Below are 20424 nucleotides of genomic sequence, written 5' to 3' on the forward strand. Positions count from 1 at the left end.
CGTACCTGACCGCACCGAGGCCGGGACGCGTTCGCGCGGGCGCTGCGCGGGTTCAGGCGATGACCGCCGGCTCCGACCACTGCGGCCGGCCGCCGCGGTCCAGGTCGTAGCGGACGGCGGCGATCCGGTTAACCGCCTCCACCAACTCCGCGCCGGGCAGGGTGAACGGCAACCGCAGGAAGCGCTCCAGCGTCCCGTCCAGGCCGAACCGGGGGCCGGGGGCGAGGCGTACGCCCGCCTGCTCGGCGGCGCGGGCGAGTGCGCTGGACACCGGACCGTCGAGCTCCGCCCAGAGGGTGACTCCGCCGTGCGGTACGGTCACCCGCCACTCGGGCAGGCGCTCGGCGAGGGCACCGAGCAGGACGTCCCGCTGGGCGGTGAGCTGGGCTCGCCGGGCCGCCACGATCGCCGGCCGCTGCGCCAGTAGGTGGACGGCGACCAACTGGTCCAGTACCGGACTCGCCATGTCCACCCCGACTCGCACGGCGGCGAGCCGCTGCACCTGTGGCGCGGAGGCACGGATCCAGCCGATCCGCAGCCCGCCCCAGTACGCCTTGCTCATCCCCCCGACGGTGAGCACCCGGGAGTGTCGGTCGAAGCTGGCCGTGGGCGGAGGCATCACCCCACCGGCCAGAGATAAGTCCACGAAGGACTCATCGATCACCAGTTCGGAACCGACGGCGTGAGCGGTGGCGACCACGCGCTCCCGCAGCTGGGCCGACATCAGGTGGCCGGTCGGGTTCTGGAAGTCGGGGATCAGGTAGGCCAGCTTGGGTCGCCCCTGCCGGAGAGCGCCGAGCAGGAGCTCAGCGTCCCAGCCGGGGGAATCCGGGGCGAGTCCGTGGGTGTTGATGCGGGCCCGGCGGGCGTGCAGCGCGGCCAGGGCGTTCGGGTAGCTGGGCGCCTCCACCAGGACGCTGCCGCCCGGACCGTGGGTGAGACGAAGCACCAGGTCCAGGGCGTGCTGCGTGCCGTTGGTGACCATGACCTGCTCGGGTGAGGTGGGTAGGCCCCGTTCGTCGTACGTGCGGGCGATGGCCTCCCGCAGTTCGCTGATACCGGTCGGGTGGTAGCCCGCCCCACCCAGATAGCGGGGCAGGTCCGCGGCGGCGGCTTGGGCGGCGGGCAGCAGCTCAGGCGGGGCGGCCAGGGCCGCAACGCCAAGATCGAGCATTTCGCGGTCGTCGAGCGGGGTCCAGAGGCCGCTCCCCGCCATCCGATGGTTACCGGGGAGCATGGTCCAGCTGCCGGCACCTCGCCGGCTGGCGAGGTGGCCGCTGTCCCGGAGTTCCCGATACGCCGCGGTGACCGTGGTGCGGCTGATCTGGAGGGCCTCGGCCAACTCGCGCTCGGCCGGCAGGCGGGAGCCCAGCGGAAGCCGCCCGTCGGCAAGCAGCCCCCGGACGGCGGCGGCCAGTGCCGCGTAGTCGGGGCTGCGCCGGCGACCGGGGAGCGCATGCCACTGGCCGAGCAGCCGGGTTAATTGGTTTCCGCGGATCTGACTCGCCATGGGGCCACTCCACCAAAATTGGCTCTACTGGTTGCCTGACTGGTTACTAGATTGGCATCCGTGCAACAGATTGGCAATCTCAGCTACCGGCCCGCGCGACGGCTGACCCAGCTCTACGCTGGGCTCGGCCTCTATGGCGTGAGCATGGCCCTGTTGATCCGCTCCGGCCTCGGCCTGGACCCCTGGGACGTCTTCCACCAAGGGATCGCCGGGCACACCGGGCTCTCCTTCGGCACGGTGACCATCGCGGTCGGGGCGCTGGTGCTGCTGCTGTGGATCCCGCTACGGCAGCGGCCGGGCCTCGGCACGGTCAGCAATGTGGTGGTGGTCGGGCTCGTGGTGGACGCCACCCTCGCCCTACTACCGGCGGACCTGCCACTCGCCACCCGAACCGCCCTACTCGTCGGCGGGATCGTCGCCAACGGCACGGCGAGCGGACTCTATCTCGGCACCCGGCTCGGACCCGGCCCCCGCGACGGCCTGATGACCGGCTTCGTCGCCCGCCGGCCACGATTCTCGATCCGGCTGGTCCGCACCACCATCGAGGTCGCCGTACTGGGGCTGGGCTGGCTGCTCGGCGGCGCGGTCGGCCCCGGCACGGTGGCGTATGCCCTGACCATCGGCCCGCTGACCCAGTTCGTGCTGCCCCGCGTGACGGTCCCTCCTCCGCCCAACCCCGCCCCAGTCCCGGCTCCCGGTTGAGCCGTGTGCTCCCGCGCACCGTTCCCGTCCCGCCCGACCCCCAGCGGCTGTCCGGCTCACCGCTAGCGACGCAAAGGAGGACCCGTTGTAGCCCAATGGGAGGAGGTGTTTCCTTTCCAGCGCGGGGTCGGCACAATCTGGCCATGGGGGAGAAGCAATGGCAGTGGACGGACGCTTGGATCTTCGTTTCGTTGGTGATCGCACACGGTGCCGGCCGGCACCGTCGCGCAGCATCCAGCCGGCGGCCGTTAGGGGTCCGGCTCACCGATGTTCTCTCCACCGCCGACCACCTCAACCGCGCGATCCCCGACCGGCAGGAGGTCGAGGTGGCGGTCCGCCGGTTGGTCGGCACCGGCCTGGTCAGTGTCACCGACGGCTGGTTCCGGATCACACCGGCGGGGGAACAGCTCTGGCGCACCCGTCCCCACGCCGGCCTGGCCACCACGGTCGACACGGTGCAGGGCGTGTTGAGCCGCCGGCACACCCCGGGTGACGCGGACTGGCAGCTGGACGAAGCCGAGCACGCGGCGGCGGTCCAGGAGTACGCGGTACGTTCCATGCCGACGCGGCGAGAATCTCCCAAGGACCACGCCCGCCGGGACTGACCGGCACCGCCCGCCCACTGACCAACGCAGCCCGCCCACTGACCGACCGTGGCCCGCCCGCTGACCGACCGTGGCCCGCCCGCTGACCGGCGCCAGCACCCAGCCCGATTCGGTGGCCGCGCAGCCCGCGCACCTGCCGGCGAGGCGGGTCAGCAGACCGGGTGACCGCCCTCGCGCAGCGCGTCCTTGACTTCACCTACGGTGAGTTGGCCGAAGTGGAACACACTCGCGGCGAGCACTGCGTCGGCCCCGGCGTCGATCGCCGGCGGGAAGTGACCCGCCTCCCCCGCGCCCCCGCTGGCGACCACCGGCACGTTGACCACCGCCCGCACCGCGCGAATCAGCTCCAGGTCAAACCCGGTCTTGGTGCCGTCGGCATCCATCGAGTTGAGCAGGATCTCACCCGCGCCCAGCTCGGCGCCGCGCCGCGCCCAGTCGATGGCATCGATGCCGGTGCCACGCCGGCCGCCGTGCGTGGTCACCTCGAACCCGCTGGTGGTGGCGTCGGCGGAGGCGCGCCGCACGTCGAGGGAGAGCACCAGCACCTGCCGGCCGAACCGCTCCGCGACCTCAGCGATCAGCTCGGGGCGGGCGATCGCGGCGGTGTTCACGCCGACCTTGTCCGCGCCCGCGCGCAGCAGCGCGTCAACGTCGCTGACCTGCCGCACCCCACCACCGACGGTGAGCGGCACAAAGACTGACTCCGCGGTACGGCGGACCACATCCAGCATCGTGCCGCGGTCGCTCACCGAGGCGGTGACATCCAGAAACGTCAGCTCGTCCGCGCCGGCCCGGTGGTACGCCGCGGCCCGCTCCACCGGGTCACCCGCGTCCCGCAGGTCGCGGAAGTTGACGCCCTTGACCACCCGCCCGGCGTCCACGTCAAGGCAGGGAATCACGCGTACGGCCAGGGACATGTCGCCAGCCTAGCCAACCCAATCCGCCGGTGGTCGTCGTGTGCGGCCGGCCACCGGCGGATCGCATTGCCGAAGGTCTGCCCTACCGCCGAGCCGCGGCGGGACGCCGGCTCACACCCGGACCAGCATCTTGCCGAGGTTCTCACCGCGGAGCATGCCCAGGAAGGCGGCCGGGGCGTTCTCGATGCCGTCAATGATCGTCTCGTCGTAGCTGAGCTTGCCGTCGCGCAGCCAACCGCCGACCTCCTCGGCGAACTGCTTGCCCAACTGCCCGTAGTCGGAGACGATGAAACCGCGCAGGGTGAGCCGCTTGCTGATGATCATCGTCAGGTTTCGCGGGGCTGCCGGCGGCTCGGCCGCGTTGTACTGCGCGATCATCCCGCAGATCGCGGCCCGGCCGTTCGGCCGCATCGCACCGATCGCCGCCTCCAGGTGCTCGCCACCCACGTTGTCGAAGTAGACGTCGATCCCATCCGGCGCGGCGGTGCGCAGCGACTCCAGTACCGGGCCGTCGTGGTAGTCGAAGGCGGCGTCGAAGCCGAGCGCCCGCAGCCGCTCGACCTTGGCCGGCGAGCCGGCGCTGCCGACCACCCGGCCGGCGCCGCGAAGTTTGGCGATCTGGCCAACCATGCTCCCCACCGCACCGGCCGCACCGGAGACGAAGACGGTCTCCCCCGGCTGCATCGCGGCGACCTCGAGGAGTCCGGCGTACGCGGTGAGCCCGGTCATTCCCAGCACCCCGAGGTAGGTGCTGACCGGGGCGAGGGCCGGGTCGACCTTCCGGACGGTCGCTGCGTCCAGCAGCGCGTACTCCCGCCAGCCGAGCGAGTGGAACACCGTGTCGCCGGGGGCGAAGCCGTCGGCCTCGCTCGCCACCACCTCGCCGACCGCCCCACCCTCGAGCGGCGCGTCCAGCGCGAACGGCGGTACGTAGGAGGCGACATCATTCATCCGCCCCCGCATGTACGGGTCGACGGAGATAAAGGTATTCCGCACCACGAGCTGGCCCGGGCCCGGGGTGGGGATCTCGGTGGAGACCAACCGGAAGTTCTCCTCGGTCGGCCACCCCTGCGGCCGCGAGGCCAGCTGAATCTCACGGTTGGCGGTCTTACTCATGGTCGCTACTGCTCCTTGTGTTGGTGGATCGCGCTGGTGATCCGGGTGAGGGTGTCGCGCAGGACGACGAGATCGTCCGCGCTGAGCCCGGTCGCCTGGGCCAGCTGGCGGGGAACGTCGGCCAACCGCCCACGCAGGGCCCGCCCCGCCGGGGTCAGCTCCACCGCCACCCGTCGTTCATCGGCCGGCGACCGCCGCCGGATTACCAGGCCCGCCGCCTCCAGCCGCTTGAGCAGTGGGGAGAGCGTTCCGGAGTCCAGCTGCAGCCGGGCGCCGAGGCCGGAGACCGTCGGCGGCTGCTCCTGCTCGCCCTCCCAGAGCACCAGCAGCACGAGATACTGCGGATAGGTCAGCCCGAACTCGGCGAGGATGGGCCGGTAGACATCGACCATGGCCCGTGAGGCGGTGTAGAGCGCGAAGCACACCTGCCGCCGCAGCACCAGATCATCGGTCACCGCAAAAGCGTAGCCCGCAGTTTAGTTGTGCACAACTAAACTGCGGGCTACGCACCCTGCTGGCTCCGCAACCACCGGTTCGAGGGTCGACACACCAAGCCGCCGGGCCAACGAAGCCGGCGGGCCGCTGCGCGGCAGGGGCGCCGGGATGAGATCAGGCGTCGGCCAAGGTCCGCAACGCCTCGGCCACCGTGAAGGCACCCGCATACAGCGCCTTACCGGCGATGACCCCCTCCACCCCGACCGGCTCCAGGGCGGCCAGCGCACGCAGGTCGGCCAGGGTCGAGACGCCACCGGACGCGATCACCGGAGCGCTGGTGCGGGCGCAGACCTCCCGAAGCAGCTCCAGGTTCGGCCCGCGCATCGTGCCGTCCTTGGTGATGTCGGTAACCACGTACCGGGACGCGCCGGCCCGGTCCAGCCGCGCCAGCACCTCCCACAGGTCGCCGCCGTCCCGGGTCCAGCCCCGGGCCGAGAGGGTCTGCCCGCGCACGTCGAGGCCGATCGCCACCCGGTCGCCGTACTCGCCGCAGATCCGATCGCACCACTCGGGATCCTCCAGCGCGGCGGTACCGATATTGATCCGAGCGGCCCCGGTGGCCAGCGCGGCCCGCAACGACGCGTCGTCCCGGACTCCACCGGAGAGCTCCACCCGCACGTCCAGGCGACGCACCACCTCGGCGAGCAGCTCCGCGTTTGAGCCCCGACCGAAGGCCGCATCCAGGTCAACCAGGTGAATCCACTCCGCCCCGTCCCGCTGCCAGGCCAACGCGGCGTCGAAGGGATCACCGTAGCTGGTCTCGCTACCGGCGGCGCCCTGCACCAACCGGACCGCTTGCCCGTCAGCGACATCAACGGCGGGCAACAGGGTGAGGCTCACAGCACATCTCCTCGGATCAGGAACGACGGTCCAGGGCGATCACCACGATCGCCGGCAGTACGAGCAGCAGGAGCACGACCAGCCCGAACCGCAACGCAATATCATCTACTAGGGTCCAGATCATCAGGATCACGGCCACCGTCGACAGCACGATCGCGGCGCGTTCACCCCGGGTTCGCCGGGGCAGCCGGCCGATCCGCCCCCGGCGTACCGTCGGAGTCAGCCGACGAAGCAGCGCCCGCCGCCGGGCTTGCCGGGCGAGCCGCCGCTCCCGCACCGCCCGCCGCTGCGCTGCCTCCGCCTCCCGAGCAGCCCGACGCCGCGCCCGCTCCTTACTCACCGACGCCCCCCAGCAGCAGGGCCGGTCGCCGGCTGGACGCTCGACGAAAGCGTGCTCAACCAGTTGCGCAGCAGCGCGGCACCAGCATCGGCGGACTTCTCCGGATGGAACTGGACGGCGCTGAGTGGACCCCGTTCCACGGCCGCCACGAACTCCGCCCCGTGGTGGGCGGTAGTCACGGTGACACCGGCAGCGGCCAACGCGGCCACCCCGGCCGCCGCGTATGAGTGCACAAAATAGAACCGGCTCTCGGCCAGGCCGGCGAAGAGCACCGAATCGGCCGGCGGAGCGACCGTGTTCCAGCCCATGTGCGGCAGCCGCGCGGCGGGGAGTTGCCCCACCTGCCCGGGCAGCAACCCAAGACCATCGGTCACCACACCGTGCTCGGCACCGCGCTCGAAGAGCACCTGCATCCCGACGCAGATGCCGAGCACCGGACGGCCGGTGGCGACCCGCTCGACAATCACCGGACCGGCGCCCAACGCCGCTATTCCCGCCATGCACGCGGCGAAAGCCCCGACCCCGGGGACCACCAGGCCGTCCGCCTCGGCAGCGGCGGCCAGATCGTCGGTCACCGTCACCTCCGCGCCGGCCGCCGCGAGGGCACGCTCCGCGGAGCGAAGATTCCCCGACCCGTGGTCCAACACCACGACCCTGCTCACGCGCCCTCCCCCGGCAGCAACCACAGGCCCCCGGCGACCGCCGCCAACATGGCCAGCGCCGCGGTGGTCAGCACCGCACCACGCGGCGCCCCCTGCCGGTGCAACGAGACCACCCCGCCGACCAGTACCCCGGCCAGAATCAGCAACAGAGTCGGTAGCACCCCACCCATCAGCGCCACCCTCCACTCACGACCACGGTCCTCACAGTCTCCCCTTCGTGCTGGGTACCACGCCGGCAGTCCGCGGGTCCACGGCCGTCGCCTCGCGCAACGCCCGGGACACCGCCTTGAACTGGGCCTCCACCACGTGGTGGGCGTCCGGATGTCCGCCCGGCCGGGCCGCCCGCAGCACGTCGACATGCAGCGTGACCCGGGCCGACTGACCGAACGACTCCCAGATGTGTCGGGTCATGCTGGTCGGGTAGACCGGCCCGATGTACGGGGCGAGCGCCGGCTCGTCGTGCACGACGTACGGCCGACCCGAAAGGTCAACGGCGGCCCGCACCAACACCTCGTCCATCGGGACGGTCGCCGAGCCGTACCGCCGGATGCCGGCCCGGTCCCCCAGCGCGCGATCAACCGCGACGCCCAACGCCAACGCGGTGTCCTCCATCGTGTGGTGCGCGTCGATGTGGAGGTCGCCGACGGTGTGCACGGTGAGATCAAACCCGCCGTGCCGGGCGACCTGGTGCAGCATGTGGTCATAGAAGCCAACGCCGGTCTCGATGTCGGCCTTGCCGCTACCGTCGAGGTCGATCTCGACGAGGACCTTGGTTTCCTGGGTGACCCGCTCGACCCGGGCGGTGCGACTCATGACGAAAGCTTCTCCACAGCGATCAGGAAGGCATCGGTCTCGGCGGGGGTGCCGGCGGTGACCCGTAACCAGCCGGGCAGGCCGACATCGCGAACCAGTACCCCGGCGTCGAGCAGGACCTGCCATGCGGCCCGCTGGTCCCCGCCGACCTCGAACAACACAAAGTTGGCGTCGCTGTCGGCGACCCGGTGACCGCGGGCCCGCAGCTCCATCACGATCCGGTCCCGCTGCACCCTGATCGCCGAGACGGTACTCAGCAACTCGTCGCGATGCGCCAGGACGGCCCGCGCCGCCGCCTGGGTCAGCGCCGACAGGTGGTAAGGCAACCGGACGAGTTGCACGGCCTCCACCACCGCCGGGTCGGCGGCCAGGTAGCCCAGCCGGCCGCCGGCGAAACCGAACGCCTTACTCATGGTACGGGTCACCACCAGCCGCGGATGGTCACCCAACAGCGACAGGGCGCTGACCGTGCCGGCCCGGGCGAACTCCGCGTACGCCTCGTCGACCACCACCATCCCCGGCGCTTCGGCCAGCACCGCGGTGACCACGGCCAAGTCCAGGACGGTGCCGGTGGGATTGTTCGGTGAGCAGAGAAAGACCACGTCCGGGCGGTACTCACGGACCTGCGCCACCGCCTCGGCGACGGTCAGCCCGAAGTCGACGCCGCGCCGGGCCGGCGCCCACCGGGTGCCGGTGCCGAGCGCCAGCAGCGGATGCATCGAATATGCCGGCAGGAAACCGAGCGCGGTCCGTCCCGGCCCGCCGAAGACCTGGAGCAGCTGCTGGTGGACCTCGTTGGAGCCGTTGGCCGCCCAGATGTGATCCAGGTTGAACCCGGCGCCCAGGTACGCCGCCAAGTCGCCACGGAGCGCCACCGCGTCCCGGTCCGGGTACCGGTTGAGGTCCCGCAGCTCAGCGGCGATCGCCCGGCCGATCGTCTCGGCCACCGCATCCGGCACCGGGTACGAGTTCTCGTTCGTGTTCAACCGAACCGGCGCATCCAGCTGCGGCGCCCCGTACGGGGTCAGCCCGCGCAGGTCCGCCCGGATCGGCAGGTCGTCCCGGCCGGTCACGACGCTCCCTCCGGCAGCCGGGCGGTGACCGCCTGGCCGTGCGCCGGCAGGTCTTCCGCCGTCGCCAGGGTGACCACGTGCGGCGTCACGTCCCGCAGCGCGTCCCGCGTGTATTCCACCAGGTGGATACCGCGCAGAAAGGACTGCACCGACAGGCCCGACGAGTGCCGGGCACAGCCCCCGGTGGGCAGCACGTGGTTGGAGCCGGCGCAGTAGTCGCCGAGCGACACCGGCGACCAGGCCCCGACGAAGATCGCTCCGGCGTTACGCACCCGCAGCGCCCACTCGCGGGCATTCTCGGTCTGGATCTCCAGATGCTCGGCCGCATAGGCGTCCACCACCCGCAGCCCCGTCACCAGGTCCACAACGAGGACGACGCCGCTCTGCTCTCCGGTGAGCGCGGTGCTCACCCGCTCGGTGTGCCGGGTCGCCGGTACCTGCCGGGCCAACTCCCGGTCCACCGCGTCGGCCAGCTCCACCGACGGGGTGACCAGCACACTCGCCGCGAGCGGGTCGTGCTCGGCCTGGCTGATCAAATCGGCGGCCACGTGCACCGGATCGGCGGTGTGGTCGGCCAAAATCGCGATCTCGGTGGGGCCGGCCTCGGCGTCGATGCCGACCACGCCCCGCAGCAACCGCTTGGCGGCGGTGACCCAGATGTTGCCGGGGCCGGTGATCAGATCAACCGGCGGACAGAAGGCGGTGCCATCCGGGTCAACCGCACTGCCGTACGCGAGCATCGCCACCGCCTGCGCGCCGCCGACGGCGTACACCTCGGTCACCCCGAGCAGGGCGCAGGCGGCGAGTACCCGCGGGTCGGGCAACCCGCCGTTGTCTTTCTGCGGTGGACTGGCCACGACCAGCGAACGCACCCCGGCCTCCTGCGCGGGCACCACGTTCATGACCACTGTTGACGGGTACATCGCCAAACCACCGGGCACATAGAGCCCGACCCGGTCGACCGGCACCCAGCGCTCGGTAACCGTGCCACCCGGTACGACCTGCGTGGTGTGGTCGCTGCGACGCTGCGCGGCGTGCACCCGGCGGGCCCGGTTGATCGACTCCAACAACGCGGCGCGGACCTGCGGATCGAGCGTGCCCTCGGCCTCGGCTATCGCCTCCGCCGGGACCCGCAGCACCTCCGGCGAGACCCCGTCGAACCGCTCGCTCGCCGCCCGGATCGCCGAGTAGCCATGCTCCCGCACCGCCGCCACGAGCGGACGGATCTGCTCGACCGCCGCGGAGACATCGAGCCGGGCACGGGGCAGCAGGCGGCGCGGGTCACGAACCCCGCCACGTAGGTCGATCCGGTGCAACACCCCTGCGAGTCTAGGCGGCTCGGGTCCAGGCTTACCGGCACCGCCCACACGACGAGACAATGAGCCGAGACACACCTCCCGGAGCCGGATCGGGCTACCCTCGACCCGTGACTGCGCGGCTGCCGGTGTTCCCGCTCGGGACCGTTCTCTTCCCCGGCCTGGTGCTGCCGCTACACATCTTCGAAGACCGATACCGGGCGCTGGTGCGCCACCTACTCACCCTGCCGGAGCAGCCCCCACGCGAGTTCGGCGTAGTGGCGATCCGTACCGGTTGGGAGGTCGCCCCCACCGCGCCGGACGGCCGCCCGTTGCCCGAGGGCGACGTCACGCTGCACGAGGTGGGCTGCACCGCCGAGCTGCGCCAGGTGACCGAGCTCCCGGACGGCGGCTACGACATCGTCACCGTGGGTCGGCAGCGGTTTCGGATTGACAGCATCAACCGGGCCAGCGCGCCCTACCTGACCGCCGAGGTCGAGTGGTTGCCCGACCCGGACCCCCCGGACCAGGCCGGGGAGCTGTCCGCCCGGGTGACCGCGGTCTTCCGGCAGTACCTGGGCCTGATCCGCGCCGACCCGGAGGATGCCTCGGAGCAGCTCCCCGAGGATCCGACGGTCCTGTCGCACCTGGTCGCCGCGACGGCCGCGCTGACCCTCGCCGACCGACAGCGGTTACTCGCCATCGACGACACCGCTGACCGGCTCCGCGCCGAGCTGCGACTGCTCAGCCGCGAGGCGGCTCTGCTGCGCCGGGTCCGGGCGGTTCCGGTGCCGCTGAAGGAGCTGGCGTCTCCGCCGACGCCCAACTGACGCCCGGCCCGGTCGACCACTCCGGTGTCGGCTCCGGACGCAACGACGGCCAACGGGACCAGCCCGCCAGCAGGGTGTAACCGACCGCCGCGCCAAACGCGGGCAACAGCACGTTGCCGTACGGCACCGGCAGTGGACCCCACCACCCCACGCCCCCGGCCCGCAGTTGCGCGGGTTGGCCGAAGGTCTGCCCCTCCGGCGCGGTCGCCAACAGGTGCTCGAAGGTGGCCAGCCCCACCTGCTGGCCGACCTGCCAGGCGACCAGCGCCGCGCCCAGCGACCCAAGCACGGCGGCAGCCAGTCCGATCGGGCCCCGGTAACGGCGCAGCAGGAACCAGAGGCCGACCGCGACCAAGACGCCGAAGCCGAGACCGAGCAGGCTGAACCAACCGTCGGCAGCGATCGGCTGTTCCGGCTGCGACTCGCCGTAGACAGCGCCCGACTCGGTCTGCAGCACCGGGGTGTCGGGGGCCAGCGTGGCCCAGAGTAACCCCAGCGGGACCCCGAGGATCATCACCCCGAACGCTCCCACCACCGCCCACCCGAGCTGCGGCCGAAGCCGGGTCCGCGGCGCCTCGGCAACGGGCGGCGCCTCGTACCAGGTCAACGAGGCGGGCGGTACCGGCCCGACGGCCGAAGCACGATCTGGGTACGGCGACGTGCGGCCGTCGCCCGGCGACTCGACGTACGGCGGCACGGCCCCGGAATTGGGCCGGTCGGGGTCGGGGGTGTCCGCGCTCACCCGGTGATCCTCTCAGGAGTGGCGGCGCCATGGGGCGCCGGTGGACGACACGCCACTCAGCGGGCGAATGACTCCAGCATCACCGCGGCGGCGCTCAACCACGCCTCCCGGGTCGCCGGCTGGAGCTGGTGGTACTCGATGGACGAGCCGGACTCCAGGATCGGGTCATAAGGCACCACAGTCACCGCCCGAGTCCGGGTGGCGAAGTGTCGTTCCAGGTCGGCCCGGAGCTCACTGTGCCCCGGGGTCGGGCACGAGATCAGGGTCACCGCGTTGTCGGCCAACTCCCCCATGCCCACCTCGTGTAGCAGGTCGAGCATCCAGTCCGCGCTGAACGCGGCATCTTCTCGTGGCACCGTGGTGACCACGAGTTGGTCGGCGGCCTGCATGACCGTACGCCAGTTGGGGCTCTCCACGTTGTTGCCGGTGTCCACACAGATCACGTCGTGGGTGCGGCGGAGCAGCTCCAGCACCCGCCGGACGGTGAACTGGTCCAGCCGTTGGGCGAACCGGGGACTCTCCTCACCCGCCAGCACGTCGTACGAGCCGTCTGAGGCGTGCCGGAGATAGTCGTCGAGCTGCTCCAGCAGCTCCGGGCCATCCTTGATCTCGATGTGCGCGAGGTCGCTGATCAGGTGCCGAATGGTACGGGCGTGCCGGGCACTGCCCGCACGCAACCCGAGCGTGCCCCGTAGCTCGTTGTCGTCCCAGGCCAGCACGCCCCGGCCGCGCACGCTGCCGACGGTCGCGGCGGCCAGCACGGTCGCAGTGGTTTTGTGCACGCCACCCTTGGGATTCGCGAAGGCCAGCACCCGGGGGCCGCCGAGCTCCCTCCGGAGTACGTTTGCCGCGCGCTCCGAACCACTCGGGGCTGACGGCGGCCGCCACTCCAGCCGGGCGTAGCCGCGGCCTGCCGCGGGCTGGTACGCCGGCTCAGGCGGATTGGCCGGCTCAGGCCGATGGACCGGCTCAGACCGATGGACCGGCTCAGGCCGGTAGTCGGTCCCCGATCTACTCCCGGGATCAGCCTGATGCGCCGGCTGAGTCCGATAGCCGTTCTCTGCCGGCGGCGCATGCCGGTAGCCATTGTCCAGCAAGGCATAGCGCGACGGCGCCGGCGGTGCCGGCGGTGCTGGCGGTTCGGAGTAGCGGGGCTCCGGAACCGGCGCCAACGGGGCCCGGTAGCCCGGATCCGCCCCATACGCCAGCTCGGCTGGCGATCCCCGCTCGGCCCGGTATGCCGGCTCACCCCGGTGCCCCGCGTCCCACGGGTCAGCCCTGTAGGTTCGCGCCTCCGCGCCATACGACACTGCGGCGGGTGGCAAGCCGGAGCCTGGCACGTGCGGCGACCCAACTGCCGGCACGCGGGCCGCGTAGCCGTTGCCCTCGGCCCGTCGGGGCAACGGCTCGGCCTGGACCGCTTGCCCCGACCCCTCCGGCCCGGCCGGCTCAGCCGCGCGGCTACCGAGCCGCGCCCGGTCGAGCAACGCCCGCCACCGCGGTGCCGGTTCGGCCGGCTGACCCCAGCCGGTCTCGCTGCCCTCCACGGCTTGCCCTCCCAGCTCCATGCTGCTGCCCCGTCTGACAGGCTACGAACGAAAGCCTATTAGGGCTATACCGATCCGCCTGCCACCGGGCCGACCTCAGCTTCCGAAACCGGCTCGGAGGCACCGCTGCCGACCATGTTCGCCAAGGTGGCTGGCGTGGGCGGCGCTTCGGACGCAAGGTCGGGGGTCGGTGAAATTGATAGTGGCTTCTTCGCCTCCGAGGCTGGGCCGGGAACTGGTTCCTCCGTCGGCGGCGGGCTGGGAGTGACCGGTTCGGGGCTCGGGGTGGGGGTGACCGGGTCCGGGACCACCGGGGTGGGGCGCACCGGCGTGGGGGTGGTGACCGGATCCGGGACCACCGGATCGGGAACAACCGGATCGGAAACCGCTGGATCCGGGACCACCGGGTCAGGAACGTCCGGGTCAGGGAACACCGGATCGGGGGTGGTCAGATCGGAGTCCGCAAGGGGGTGCGCCACCACATCCTGCTCTGGCAGGGGCGGGGTGAAGACGGTGCGGTCCAGCCGACGCACCTCCGGCGCGGGATCAACGACCCGCACGTCCGGCTGGGACGCCACTTGGCGCAACTCGACCGGCTCCGCCCGAACCACCGCCGCGTAGACGCAGGCACACCCGCCACGGTATGCCGTTGCCTCGGCGTCCGCCATCTGTGCTGCGCTGAGGTACAACTCGCGCTGCTCGCGCTGCTCCGGTCTCCCATCAGTGACCGCAGCGGCCCGGGCCCGATAGGCACCCGCCTCCCGTTCCTTGCGGGCCGCCAGGTCAGCTATGGCGGTGATCACGTCTTCGTGCAGGCCTGGCACGTCGATCCGGACAACCTCCGTCTGCCGCTCCGGTAACGGCACCCGGCCGATGACAGCGGCGACCGGCACGTCACCGAAGACGTTGGCTGCCTGATCCGGCGTCAGATACGCCGACAGCGAGACCAGCGCGAAGGTGCCGTCCTCCGGAGACGGGACCGCCGTCGGCAGCGCTGCCAGGTCGTCCGTGGCATCCCGTAGATAGCCAGGAATTGACTCCCCGGCGGCCACCCCGACCCGGGTCACCTCGTCTGCAGTGGGGGCACCGGCCGGCGGAGCGCCGGTACCCCACACCGCAGTGACCGTCACCGCAAGGCAGGAAAGCAGCACAGCCCCGAGGAGGAGCCCGGATTGAGCAGAACCCTGGGCCAGCCGGTTCGCCACGCCCACGAGGTGGGGTAACAGCCGCTGGTCCAGCTGGCGCAGCAGGTCACCGGAGCGCACGGACGGAGACCCCCTCGTCGCGTTGGATCGGTCAGGTCATGGCCGCGCTCAGTCCCGCAGGATTCCCAGAGCGCGGTCCAGATCGTCAGGGTAGTCGCTGACGAAGCAGACCTCCTCCCCTGTTCGGGGATGGCGGAAGCCCAACTCCCGGGCATGTAGCCACTGCCGATCCAGGCCGAGCCGCTTGGCGAGGGTGGGATCGGCCCCATAAGTGAGGTCGCCCACACAGGGGTGGCGCAGCGTCGAAAAATGTACTCGGATCTGGTGGGTCCGGCCTGTCTCCAGCCGTACGTCCACCAGACTGGCCGCCGGAAACGCCTCAAGGGTGTCGTAGTGGGTGATACTGGGCTTACCGCCCGAGACCACCGCCCAGCGGTAGTCGTGGTGTGGGTGCCGATCGATCGGAGCATCGATGGTGCCCCGCAACGGATCGAGGTGCCCCTGCACCACGGCGTGGTAACGCTTCTCCACCTCGCGGTACTTGAACGCCCGCTTCAGGAAGGTATAGGCCTGCTCACTCTTGGCCACCACCATGATCCCGGTCGTGCCGACATCGAGCCGGTGCACCACGCCCTGCCGCTCGGCCGCGCCGCTGGTGGCGATCCGGTGGCCGATCGCGGCAAGCCCGCCGATGACCGTCGGTCCGGTCCAACCGGGACTGGGGTGAGCGGCCACGCCGACCGGCTTGTCCACCACCACGATGTCGTCGTCGGCATACACGACGCCAAGGCCGGACACCGCCTGCGGCACGACGGCTGCCGGCGCTGCCGGCGCCGGCAGCGTGACCTCCAGCCAGGACCCGGCACGGATCTTGTAGGAGTTGGCCCGCACCGTGCCATCGACCAGTGCGGCGCCTGCGTCAACCAGGGCCGCCGCAGTCGTCCGGGAGAGCCCGAAGAGCCGCGCCACAGCCTGGTCGAGGCGAAGCCCGTCGAGCCCGTCCGGGACTGGCAGCGATCGTTGGTCACCGCTGGCCGCGTACGCCGCCGTCATGCCCGCTCCCGCGGCGCGGTCGGGGTCACCGGTCGTCCGTCCCGACCGAGCCGGCTGCCGTCGCGCTGCCGGCCGGTCAGTTCCAGGAACACCGCGAGGAAGACGCCGCAGACCAAGGCGCTATCGGCCACGTTGAACACCGGAAACGCCCGGCCGTACGGCTCCAGGACACTGATCATGTCGACCACGTGACCGACGAACCAGCCCGGAGCACGGAAGACTCGGTCCATCAGGTTTCCGAGTGCCCCGCCGAGTACCAGCCCCAACGACACCGCCCAGGGCAGGGAGCGCAGGCGCAGCGCCGTCCAGAGGATCCAGCCGATCACGAGCATGGTGATCAGCGAGAAGATCCAGGTGTGGTCGGCGCCGATACTCCACGCCGCGCCGCTGTTGCGGGTGAGGCTGAAATAGACCAGGCCACCCAGGAGCTTGGCCGGCTCCCGGCCCTCCAGGGCCTGAAGTGCCAGATGCTTGGTCCCGAAGTCGAGCGCCAGCACGGCGAGGCCGATGCCGAACAGGACCGACGCGGCGCGGCGCCGGGTGGTCGCGCCGTCGATAGCGCCCTGCGACTCCACGGCGCCCTGCGGCCCGTCCGCCTCGACAGCGCCATCCGGCCCGGGGCCTGGAGGACCCTCGACGGGCCCGGTTGGCCCGGTCGCCTCGGCACGGCCGGGCCCCGGGGTCGGTCCTGCGGTCATCTACTCCCCATCGACGCTCGCGGCGGCGGATGCCGCCTCACCGGGCTGCTGGAGAGCGAGGTCTCAGCGCCGCTCCGCCAACTGCTTACAGGTCACGCAGAGGGTCGCCGATGGGAAGGCAGCCAGCCGCTCCACCGGGATCGGGGTGCCGCACCGCTCGCACCAGCCGTAGCCACCCTCATCGAGCCGTTCCAGTGCCCGCTCGACCTGCGTGATCCGTTCCAGGATGCTGTTCGCGAGGGAAATCTCCTGCTCCCGCTCGAACGTCTTGGTGCCGGTGTCGGCCTGGTCATCCCCGGCCGAGTCGGTCAGCCGGTCGCGCTGCAGCTCGGTGATCTCGCTCAACGTCTGATCATACTCGGCACGTAGCTCGTCCCGCCGTGCTGCCAGGGCTGCCCGGATCTTCTCGGTCTCCGCCGCGCTGCGGGTGGACTTGGTCGCCGGCTTACGGCCGGCGGTCCTGGTGTCGGCTGGCTTCGCCATCGTCGCTCCCTTAGCCGCGGAGCCGCGGAGGGCCGCGGCACCTGGACAGAGGCCGCCGCGTTCGGCGCCCCCAGGTACAAAACGGGCGCGCAGCCACATGGCCGCGCACTCCGGAGGTTCGCAAGGATACGGAACGTACAGGCGTCGGACAATGTGGCGCACCGACCCCCTGACGCCCACCCCGAATTAACACATCTCGGGCAAAAGGAACGCTAGCAGACTGATCGCTCCGGCCCTCGCCGTAATCGCCAAACCCGCACGCCATCCGCCGCTGCCAGACGGGCCGCAGCCACCGCTGCACCTCGGTCCACCGCCGCGGAAGTGTCCCGCCGCGGCGGACGGGGAGCAGGCTGCTGCCGGCCCGGGTGGAAAGTAGCCACCGCACCCAACCAGCAGCACCCGCGGCCCAGAGCCCAGCAGGTCTGGCCGGGCAGGGCGATGGCTCAGAAACGAGGCCGGGGCAGGTACCAGGGGGCCGGGGCAACGCCAGCGGGCCGGGGCAGGTGCCCCGGTGCAGGGCATGGGCGCGTGGTGGCCGGCCCGCCTTATCCGTCGCGGAGCTGGCGCAGCATCTGGGTGATCTCGGCGCTGACCCCACCGACATAAAAGATCTTGTTTCGGCTGGCCGCCCCAGCGCCCAGCAAGACCGCTCCTCGCCGGACACCGAGCGCTTCGGCGAGGGCACGGCGCGCCGCCTCGGTGGCCCGCCCGTCCACAGGTGGTGCCGTTACCGCGATGATCAGAGCAGGGCCATACGGGCCCGGGTAGCGACCCCCTACTCGGGACCGAGACGATCCCGGCTTAATCCGGACCGCGACAGTCAACGAGTCACCGCCGTGGGCGGCTGGTGCCTCAGGCACCGGCACCGCCGCTACCGATCCGCCCTTCCGCAGTCAACAGGGCGGCGACCGGGGCGCAGTGGGCACAAGGGGTAAAGCCGAGGTCTATCGCCTCGGCGACCGGAAGCGGCTCGGGCTCGCCGAGTAGTTCCCCGCAGCCGGCAAGGTGGTAGCGGGGGTGGGCGTCGACCACCCACACCTCCCGGTCGAGTCGGGCCAGCCGGGCCGCGTCCGCCGGGGAAACCGCCGCTGGAGTTGGCTCCCCGTCCGCAACCGGTGTGGGGCCTACGACCGGCGGCCCGGGTGGTTGCCGCCACCCGGTGCCGCCATGGTCGATCGGCGGGGGAACCTGCTGACCGGGAAGCAGGTGGCCGTCCGGCTGCCGGTCGACTCTCCCCTCACCGCCCTGATCCGCCGCGGACAGGTTCTGCTCCGCCGCTGCCCGGGCCGCGGCTGCCTGGCGGGCACCCATGACAAGCGCTACGGCAGCCAGCAGGCTGGCCACGATGGAGACGACCAGCAGGCTGCTGGATCCATCAGCGAGGCCCGCCACCAGCAGCACCACTGCAACGAGAATGAGCAGGATACTGGCGACTATCAAAGCCCACCCCCGCGTCTCGTTCCGATTCTGAGCGAGACCGGGCAACCGTCAGGGCGACGACCGCCGGCCGGTGTGGTCAGCGACCGGCTTCCAGCGCACCGGAGCGGCCGCCGCCGTAGGAGCCGGCGAGGCCGGCTGCGGCAAGTCCGTTGCCGCCACCGGCGCGTCCCCCACCGTCGGTCCGGTCAAGCTCGACATCTGGGCCCTGCCCACGGCTGTCAAGGTCACGCAGCTGACTCTCGAGGTACGCCTTGAGGCGGGTGCGGTATTCGCGCTCAAACTGCTTGAGCCCCTCGATGTGCTCCTGCAACGCGGTGCGCTTGGTGTCCAGGCCACCCATGGCCTCCTGGTGTCGCTGACGGGCATCCCGCTCCAGGGCGTCGGCCTTGGCCCGCGCCTCGAGGGTGACCTCCTCGGCCTTGGACCGAGCCTCGGAGAGCACCTGGTCGGCTTCGCGGCGGGCGTCGGTGACGTGTTCGTCGGCGGTCCGCTGGGCCATCATCAGCACCCGGAGCGCCTGCTGCTCGCCGTCGCCGCCAGCGGGCACGGCACCAGCGCCACGGACCTGCTCCAGCTCCGCCTGCATCGCACGGGCGGCCTGCTCGGCTCCGGCCTTGTCCCGCTGGACCCGGTCGAGCTGGGCCTTCACGTCGTTGAGCTCGGCGGCGAGCCGCGCGTCACCGCCGGGGCCGACCGGACCGGCGGGGCCACCGCCACGGCCACCGCGCTCCACCTGAGCGCGCAGCTCGTTGTTTTCCTCGATCAGACGGGCCAGCTCACGCTCGACCTCGTCCAGGAAGGCATCGACCTCCTCCTCGTCGTACCCCCGCTTGCCGATCGGCGGCTTTTTGAAGGCGACGTTGTGGACGTCGGCCGGGGTCAGCGGCATCGAAACTCCTCGGGTCAGTTGCGGCCGCGAAAGCGCATCGGTCATCCAGCGGTCCTGATGATCGACGGCCCTAACACGAACTCCATCAGCACGAACAGGATAACCAGGAGCACAAGGGAGGCCAGGTCGATGCTCACGGTACCAATTCGCAGCGGAGGGATCACACGCCTCAACGCGTGGAGCGGGGGATCAGTGACGCTCCACACGGTTTCCAGCCCTGCCGAAGCCCCACGCCCTGGTTGCCAACGCCGACCGTACTGGAGCACAGCACTCAACACAAATCGGGACAACAGGATGAGAAGAAAGACAAACAAGACCAGATATAGAACCTGGAGCAGGATTGACAACACGGCTGGCGACGTCCCTTGCACTCGGGCTGATCAACTGAGGCTGAAGAAACCGCCCTCAGCGATCTTGGCTTTGTCCTCCGCGGTGACCTGGACATTGGCCGGCGAAAGCAGGAACACCCGATTGGTCACGCGCTCGAACCCACCACGCAGCCCAAACGCGAGCCCAGCGGCGAAGTCAACCAGTCGCCGCGCATCCGCCTCGTCCATCTCCGTCAGGTTGATGATAACCGGGACCCCGTCTCGGAAGTGCTCGCCGATGGTCCGCGCCTCCCGGTAGGTGGTCGGGTGCAGGGTGGTGATCTGGTAGCGCTGCTCCTCCTCCACCGAGACCCGCTCCCGAACCGCCGCCTGCGGCGCCAGGGCCAGGTTGTCGCGGGTGTGGTAGGTCAGGGCACCAGACGACTCGGGAACGGACCGAGTGATCGACCGGACACTGGAACGCTCCACCCGCTCCGGCTGCTCGCTCTCCTCGTCCTGGTCCGCATCACCAGCCCGCGCCGCAGCCCGCTCCAGACGCCCCCGGTCGCCAAGCCGCGAACGGGGCGGAGCGGTCTCCTCATCGTCGTCGTCTCCGAAGTCCTCGGAGTATCGGCTCGACCGATACCGCGACTCGCGGTAGTCACCCTTGTCGTAGCCACCGTCGTCGTAAGCCCGCTCGTCGTCCTCCTCGACCAGACCGAGCCAGACCCCCGCCTTGCGCAGCGCACCCATCCCGCGCCCTTCCCGTCCGCCCTGCGGCATCCACCCGTGCCGTGTCGCCTGTCGCAGGTGGATCAAATCTGCCCGCCAGGTCGGCATCCCCCTGGTGCGCGTTTCGCG

General features: G+C 71.1%; 25 protein-coding genes. 3 read left to right on the forward strand and 22 right to left on the reverse strand.

The window, feature by feature from the left end; all coding sequences use genetic code 11:
- Positions 1–52: 52 nt before the first annotated feature.
- Positions 53–1510, reverse strand: a complete 1458-nt coding sequence (gene yczR / locus SALPAC2_RS0109045; protein ID WP_018216337.1) for a MocR-like transcription factor YczR — start codon at positions 1508–1510, stop codon at positions 53–55.
- Between the two features lie 60 nt (positions 1511–1570).
- On the opposite strand from yczR, the gene yczE reads away from it, so the two are divergent.
- Both yczE and SALPAC2_RS0109055 read left to right on the forward strand, forming a co-directional pair.
- Positions 1571–2212 carry a membrane protein YczE gene (yczE, locus tag SALPAC2_RS0109050; protein ID WP_018216338.1) on the forward strand — a complete coding sequence of 214 codons (642 nt, stop codon included), beginning with the start codon at positions 1571–1573 and terminating at the stop codon, positions 2210–2212.
- A gap of 143 nt (positions 2213–2355) precedes the next feature.
- The gene (locus SALPAC2_RS0109055; RefSeq protein WP_018216339.1) at positions 2356–2817 is read left to right on the forward strand and encodes a hypothetical protein; all 462 of its coding nucleotides are present in this window, start codon (positions 2356–2358) and stop codon (positions 2815–2817) included.
- 149 nt (positions 2818–2966) lie between these two features.
- On the opposite strand, the gene hisF is transcribed toward SALPAC2_RS0109055, so the two are convergent.
- From hisF to hisD, 10 genes are all read right to left on the reverse strand, one after another.
- The gene (gene hisF / locus SALPAC2_RS0109060; protein WP_018216340.1) at positions 2967–3734 is read right to left on the reverse strand and encodes an imidazole glycerol phosphate synthase subunit HisF; all 768 of its coding nucleotides are present in this window, start codon (positions 3732–3734) and stop codon (positions 2967–2969) included.
- 111 nt (positions 3735–3845) lie between these two features.
- A complete protein-coding gene (locus SALPAC2_RS0109065; protein WP_018216341.1) occupies positions 3846–4850 on the reverse strand; it encodes an NADP-dependent oxidoreductase in 1005 nt (334 codons plus the stop codon).
- Between the two features lie 5 nt (positions 4851–4855).
- Positions 4856–5305, reverse strand: coding sequence for a MarR family winged helix-turn-helix transcriptional regulator (locus SALPAC2_RS0109070; protein WP_018216342.1), 450 nt, complete (start codon positions 5303–5305; stop codon positions 4856–4858).
- Between the two features lie 154 nt (positions 5306–5459).
- Positions 5460–6185, reverse strand: a complete 726-nt coding sequence (priA, locus tag SALPAC2_RS0109075; RefSeq protein WP_018216343.1) for a bifunctional 1-(5-phosphoribosyl)-5-((5-phosphoribosylamino)methylideneamino)imidazole-4-carboxamide isomerase/phosphoribosylanthranilate isomerase PriA — start codon at positions 6183–6185, stop codon at positions 5460–5462.
- Between the two features lie 16 nt (positions 6186–6201).
- A complete protein-coding gene (locus tag SALPAC2_RS0109080) occupies positions 6202–6525 on the reverse strand; it encodes a hypothetical protein (protein ID WP_026184561.1) in 324 nt (107 codons plus the stop codon).
- Positions 6522–7187: an imidazole glycerol phosphate synthase subunit HisH gene (gene hisH, locus SALPAC2_RS0109085; RefSeq protein WP_018216345.1), complete on the reverse strand. Its 666-nt coding sequence runs from the start codon at positions 7185–7187 to the stop codon at positions 6522–6524. The genes SALPAC2_RS0109080 and hisH overlap by 4 nt, the downstream gene beginning before the upstream one ends.
- Positions 7184–7357, reverse strand: a complete 174-nt coding sequence (locus SALPAC2_RS27515) for a hypothetical protein (RefSeq protein WP_018216346.1) — start codon at positions 7355–7357, stop codon at positions 7184–7186. Before SALPAC2_RS27515 ends, hisH begins: the two co-directional genes overlap by 4 nt.
- 31 nt (positions 7358–7388) lie before the next feature.
- Positions 7389–8000, reverse strand: coding sequence for an imidazoleglycerol-phosphate dehydratase HisB (gene hisB / locus SALPAC2_RS0109095; protein WP_018216347.1), 612 nt, complete (start codon positions 7998–8000; stop codon positions 7389–7391).
- Positions 7997–9073, reverse strand: coding sequence for a histidinol-phosphate transaminase (locus tag SALPAC2_RS0109100; protein ID WP_018216348.1), 1077 nt, complete (start codon positions 9071–9073; stop codon positions 7997–7999). Before SALPAC2_RS0109100 ends, hisB begins: the two co-directional genes overlap by 4 nt.
- Positions 9070–10392 carry a histidinol dehydrogenase gene (gene hisD / locus SALPAC2_RS0109105; RefSeq protein ID WP_018216349.1) on the reverse strand — a complete coding sequence of 441 codons (1323 nt, stop codon included), beginning with the start codon at positions 10390–10392 and terminating at the stop codon, positions 9070–9072. The genes SALPAC2_RS0109100 and hisD overlap by 4 nt, the downstream gene beginning before the upstream one ends.
- 107 nt (positions 10393–10499) lie before the next feature.
- Here hisD and SALPAC2_RS0109110 point away from each other — a divergent pair, with 107 nt between their 5' ends.
- Positions 10500–11198: an LON peptidase substrate-binding domain-containing protein gene (locus SALPAC2_RS0109110; RefSeq protein ID WP_018216350.1), complete on the forward strand. Its 699-nt coding sequence runs from the start codon at positions 10500–10502 to the stop codon at positions 11196–11198.
- Here SALPAC2_RS0109110 and SALPAC2_RS0109115 read toward each other — a convergent pair.
- From SALPAC2_RS0109115 to SALPAC2_RS0109165, 11 genes are all read right to left on the reverse strand, one after another.
- Positions 11113–11940: a DUF2567 domain-containing protein gene (locus SALPAC2_RS0109115; protein WP_018216351.1), complete on the reverse strand. Its 828-nt coding sequence runs from the start codon at positions 11938–11940 to the stop codon at positions 11113–11115. The two genes, SALPAC2_RS0109110 and SALPAC2_RS0109115, sit on opposite strands and share 86 nt — an antisense overlap.
- Positions 11941–11996: 56 nt before the next feature.
- Positions 11997–13508: an AAA family ATPase gene (locus tag SALPAC2_RS0109120; protein WP_026184562.1), complete on the reverse strand. Its 1512-nt coding sequence runs from the start codon at positions 13506–13508 to the stop codon at positions 11997–11999.
- Between the two features lie 44 nt (positions 13509–13552).
- Positions 13553–14752 carry a hypothetical protein gene (locus SALPAC2_RS0109125; RefSeq protein WP_018216353.1) on the reverse strand — a complete coding sequence of 400 codons (1200 nt, stop codon included), beginning with the start codon at positions 14750–14752 and terminating at the stop codon, positions 13553–13555.
- A gap of 48 nt (positions 14753–14800) precedes the next feature.
- On the reverse strand, positions 14801–15745 hold the full coding sequence (locus SALPAC2_RS0109130; RefSeq protein WP_018216354.1) for an RluA family pseudouridine synthase: 945 nt from the start codon (positions 15743–15745) through the stop codon (positions 14801–14803).
- On the reverse strand, positions 15742–16443 hold the full coding sequence (lspA, locus tag SALPAC2_RS0109135; RefSeq protein WP_026184563.1) for a signal peptidase II: 702 nt from the start codon (positions 16441–16443) through the stop codon (positions 15742–15744). The genes SALPAC2_RS0109130 and lspA overlap by 4 nt, the downstream gene beginning before the upstream one ends.
- A 63-nt stretch (positions 16444–16506) precedes the next feature.
- Positions 16507–16926 carry a TraR/DksA family transcriptional regulator gene (locus tag SALPAC2_RS0109140; RefSeq protein ID WP_018216356.1) on the reverse strand — a complete coding sequence of 140 codons (420 nt, stop codon included), beginning with the start codon at positions 16924–16926 and terminating at the stop codon, positions 16507–16509.
- A 545-nt stretch (positions 16927–17471) separates the two neighbouring features.
- Complete coding sequence (locus SALPAC2_RS0109145) at positions 17472–17792, reverse strand: DUF167 domain-containing protein (protein ID WP_026184564.1); 321 nt, start codon at positions 17790–17792, stop codon at positions 17472–17474.
- Positions 17779–18330 (reverse strand): hypothetical protein, encoded by a 552-nt coding sequence (locus tag SALPAC2_RS0109150; RefSeq protein ID WP_018216358.1) that lies wholly within the window; start codon positions 18328–18330, stop codon positions 17779–17781. Before SALPAC2_RS0109150 ends, SALPAC2_RS0109145 begins: the two co-directional genes overlap by 14 nt.
- Before the next feature lie 112 nt (positions 18331–18442).
- Entirely contained in the window at positions 18443–19255 is an 813-nt protein-coding gene (locus tag SALPAC2_RS0109155; protein ID WP_018216359.1) for a DivIVA domain-containing protein, read from the reverse strand.
- A gap of 41 nt (positions 19256–19296) precedes the next feature.
- Positions 19297–19605: a YggT family protein gene (locus SALPAC2_RS0109160; protein ID WP_012014418.1), complete on the reverse strand. Its 309-nt coding sequence runs from the start codon at positions 19603–19605 to the stop codon at positions 19297–19299.
- A 30-nt stretch (positions 19606–19635) separates the two neighbouring features.
- A complete protein-coding gene (locus SALPAC2_RS0109165; protein WP_018216360.1) occupies positions 19636–20316 on the reverse strand; it encodes a cell division protein SepF in 681 nt (226 codons plus the stop codon).
- Positions 20317–20424 lie beyond the last annotated feature (108 nt).

The organism is Salinispora vitiensis, assembly GCF_000378825.1.
In the GTDB taxonomy this organism is placed as follows: Bacteria; Actinomycetota; Actinomycetes; order Mycobacteriales; family Micromonosporaceae; genus Micromonospora; species Micromonospora vitiensis.

Coding starts and splice junctions, on each gene's coding strand:
- yczR (WP_018216337.1), bottom strand. CDS start 1,510: ATGGCGAGTCAGATCCGCGGAAACCAATTAACCCGGCTGCTCGGCCAG.
- SALPAC2_RS0109055 (WP_018216339.1), top strand. CDS start 2,356: ATGGGGGAGAAGCAATGGCAGTGGACGGACGCTTGGATCTTCGTTTCG.
- hisF (WP_018216340.1), bottom strand. CDS start 3,734: ATGTCCCTGGCCGTACGCGTGATTCCCTGCCTTGACGTGGACGCCGGG.
- SALPAC2_RS0109065 (WP_018216341.1), bottom strand. CDS start 4,850: ATGAGTAAGACCGCCAACCGTGAGATTCAGCTGGCCTCGCGGCCGCAG.
- SALPAC2_RS27515 (WP_018216346.1), bottom strand. CDS start 7,357: ATGGGTGGGGTGCTACCGACTCTGTTGCTGATTCTGGCCGGGGTACTG.
- hisB (WP_018216347.1), bottom strand. CDS start 8,000: ATGAGTCGCACCGCCCGGGTCGAGCGGGTCACCCAGGAAACCAAGGTC.
- SALPAC2_RS0109120 (WP_026184562.1), bottom strand. CDS start 13,508: ATGGAGCTGGGAGGGCAAGCCGTGGAGGGCAGCGAGACCGGCTGGGGT.
- SALPAC2_RS0109130 (WP_018216354.1), bottom strand. CDS start 15,745: ATGACGGCGGCGTACGCGGCCAGCGGTGACCAACGATCGCTGCCAGTC.
- lspA (WP_026184563.1), bottom strand. CDS start 16,443: ATGACCGCAGGACCGACCCCGGGGCCCGGCCGTGCCGAGGCGACCGGG.
- SALPAC2_RS0109140 (WP_018216356.1), bottom strand. CDS start 16,926: ATGGCGAAGCCAGCCGACACCAGGACCGCCGGCCGTAAGCCGGCGACC.
- SALPAC2_RS0109155 (WP_018216359.1), bottom strand. CDS start 19,255: ATGCCGCTGACCCCGGCCGACGTCCACAACGTCGCCTTCAAAAAGCCG.
- SALPAC2_RS0109165 (WP_018216360.1), bottom strand. CDS start 20,316: ATGGGTGCGCTGCGCAAGGCGGGGGTCTGGCTCGGTCTGGTCGAGGAG.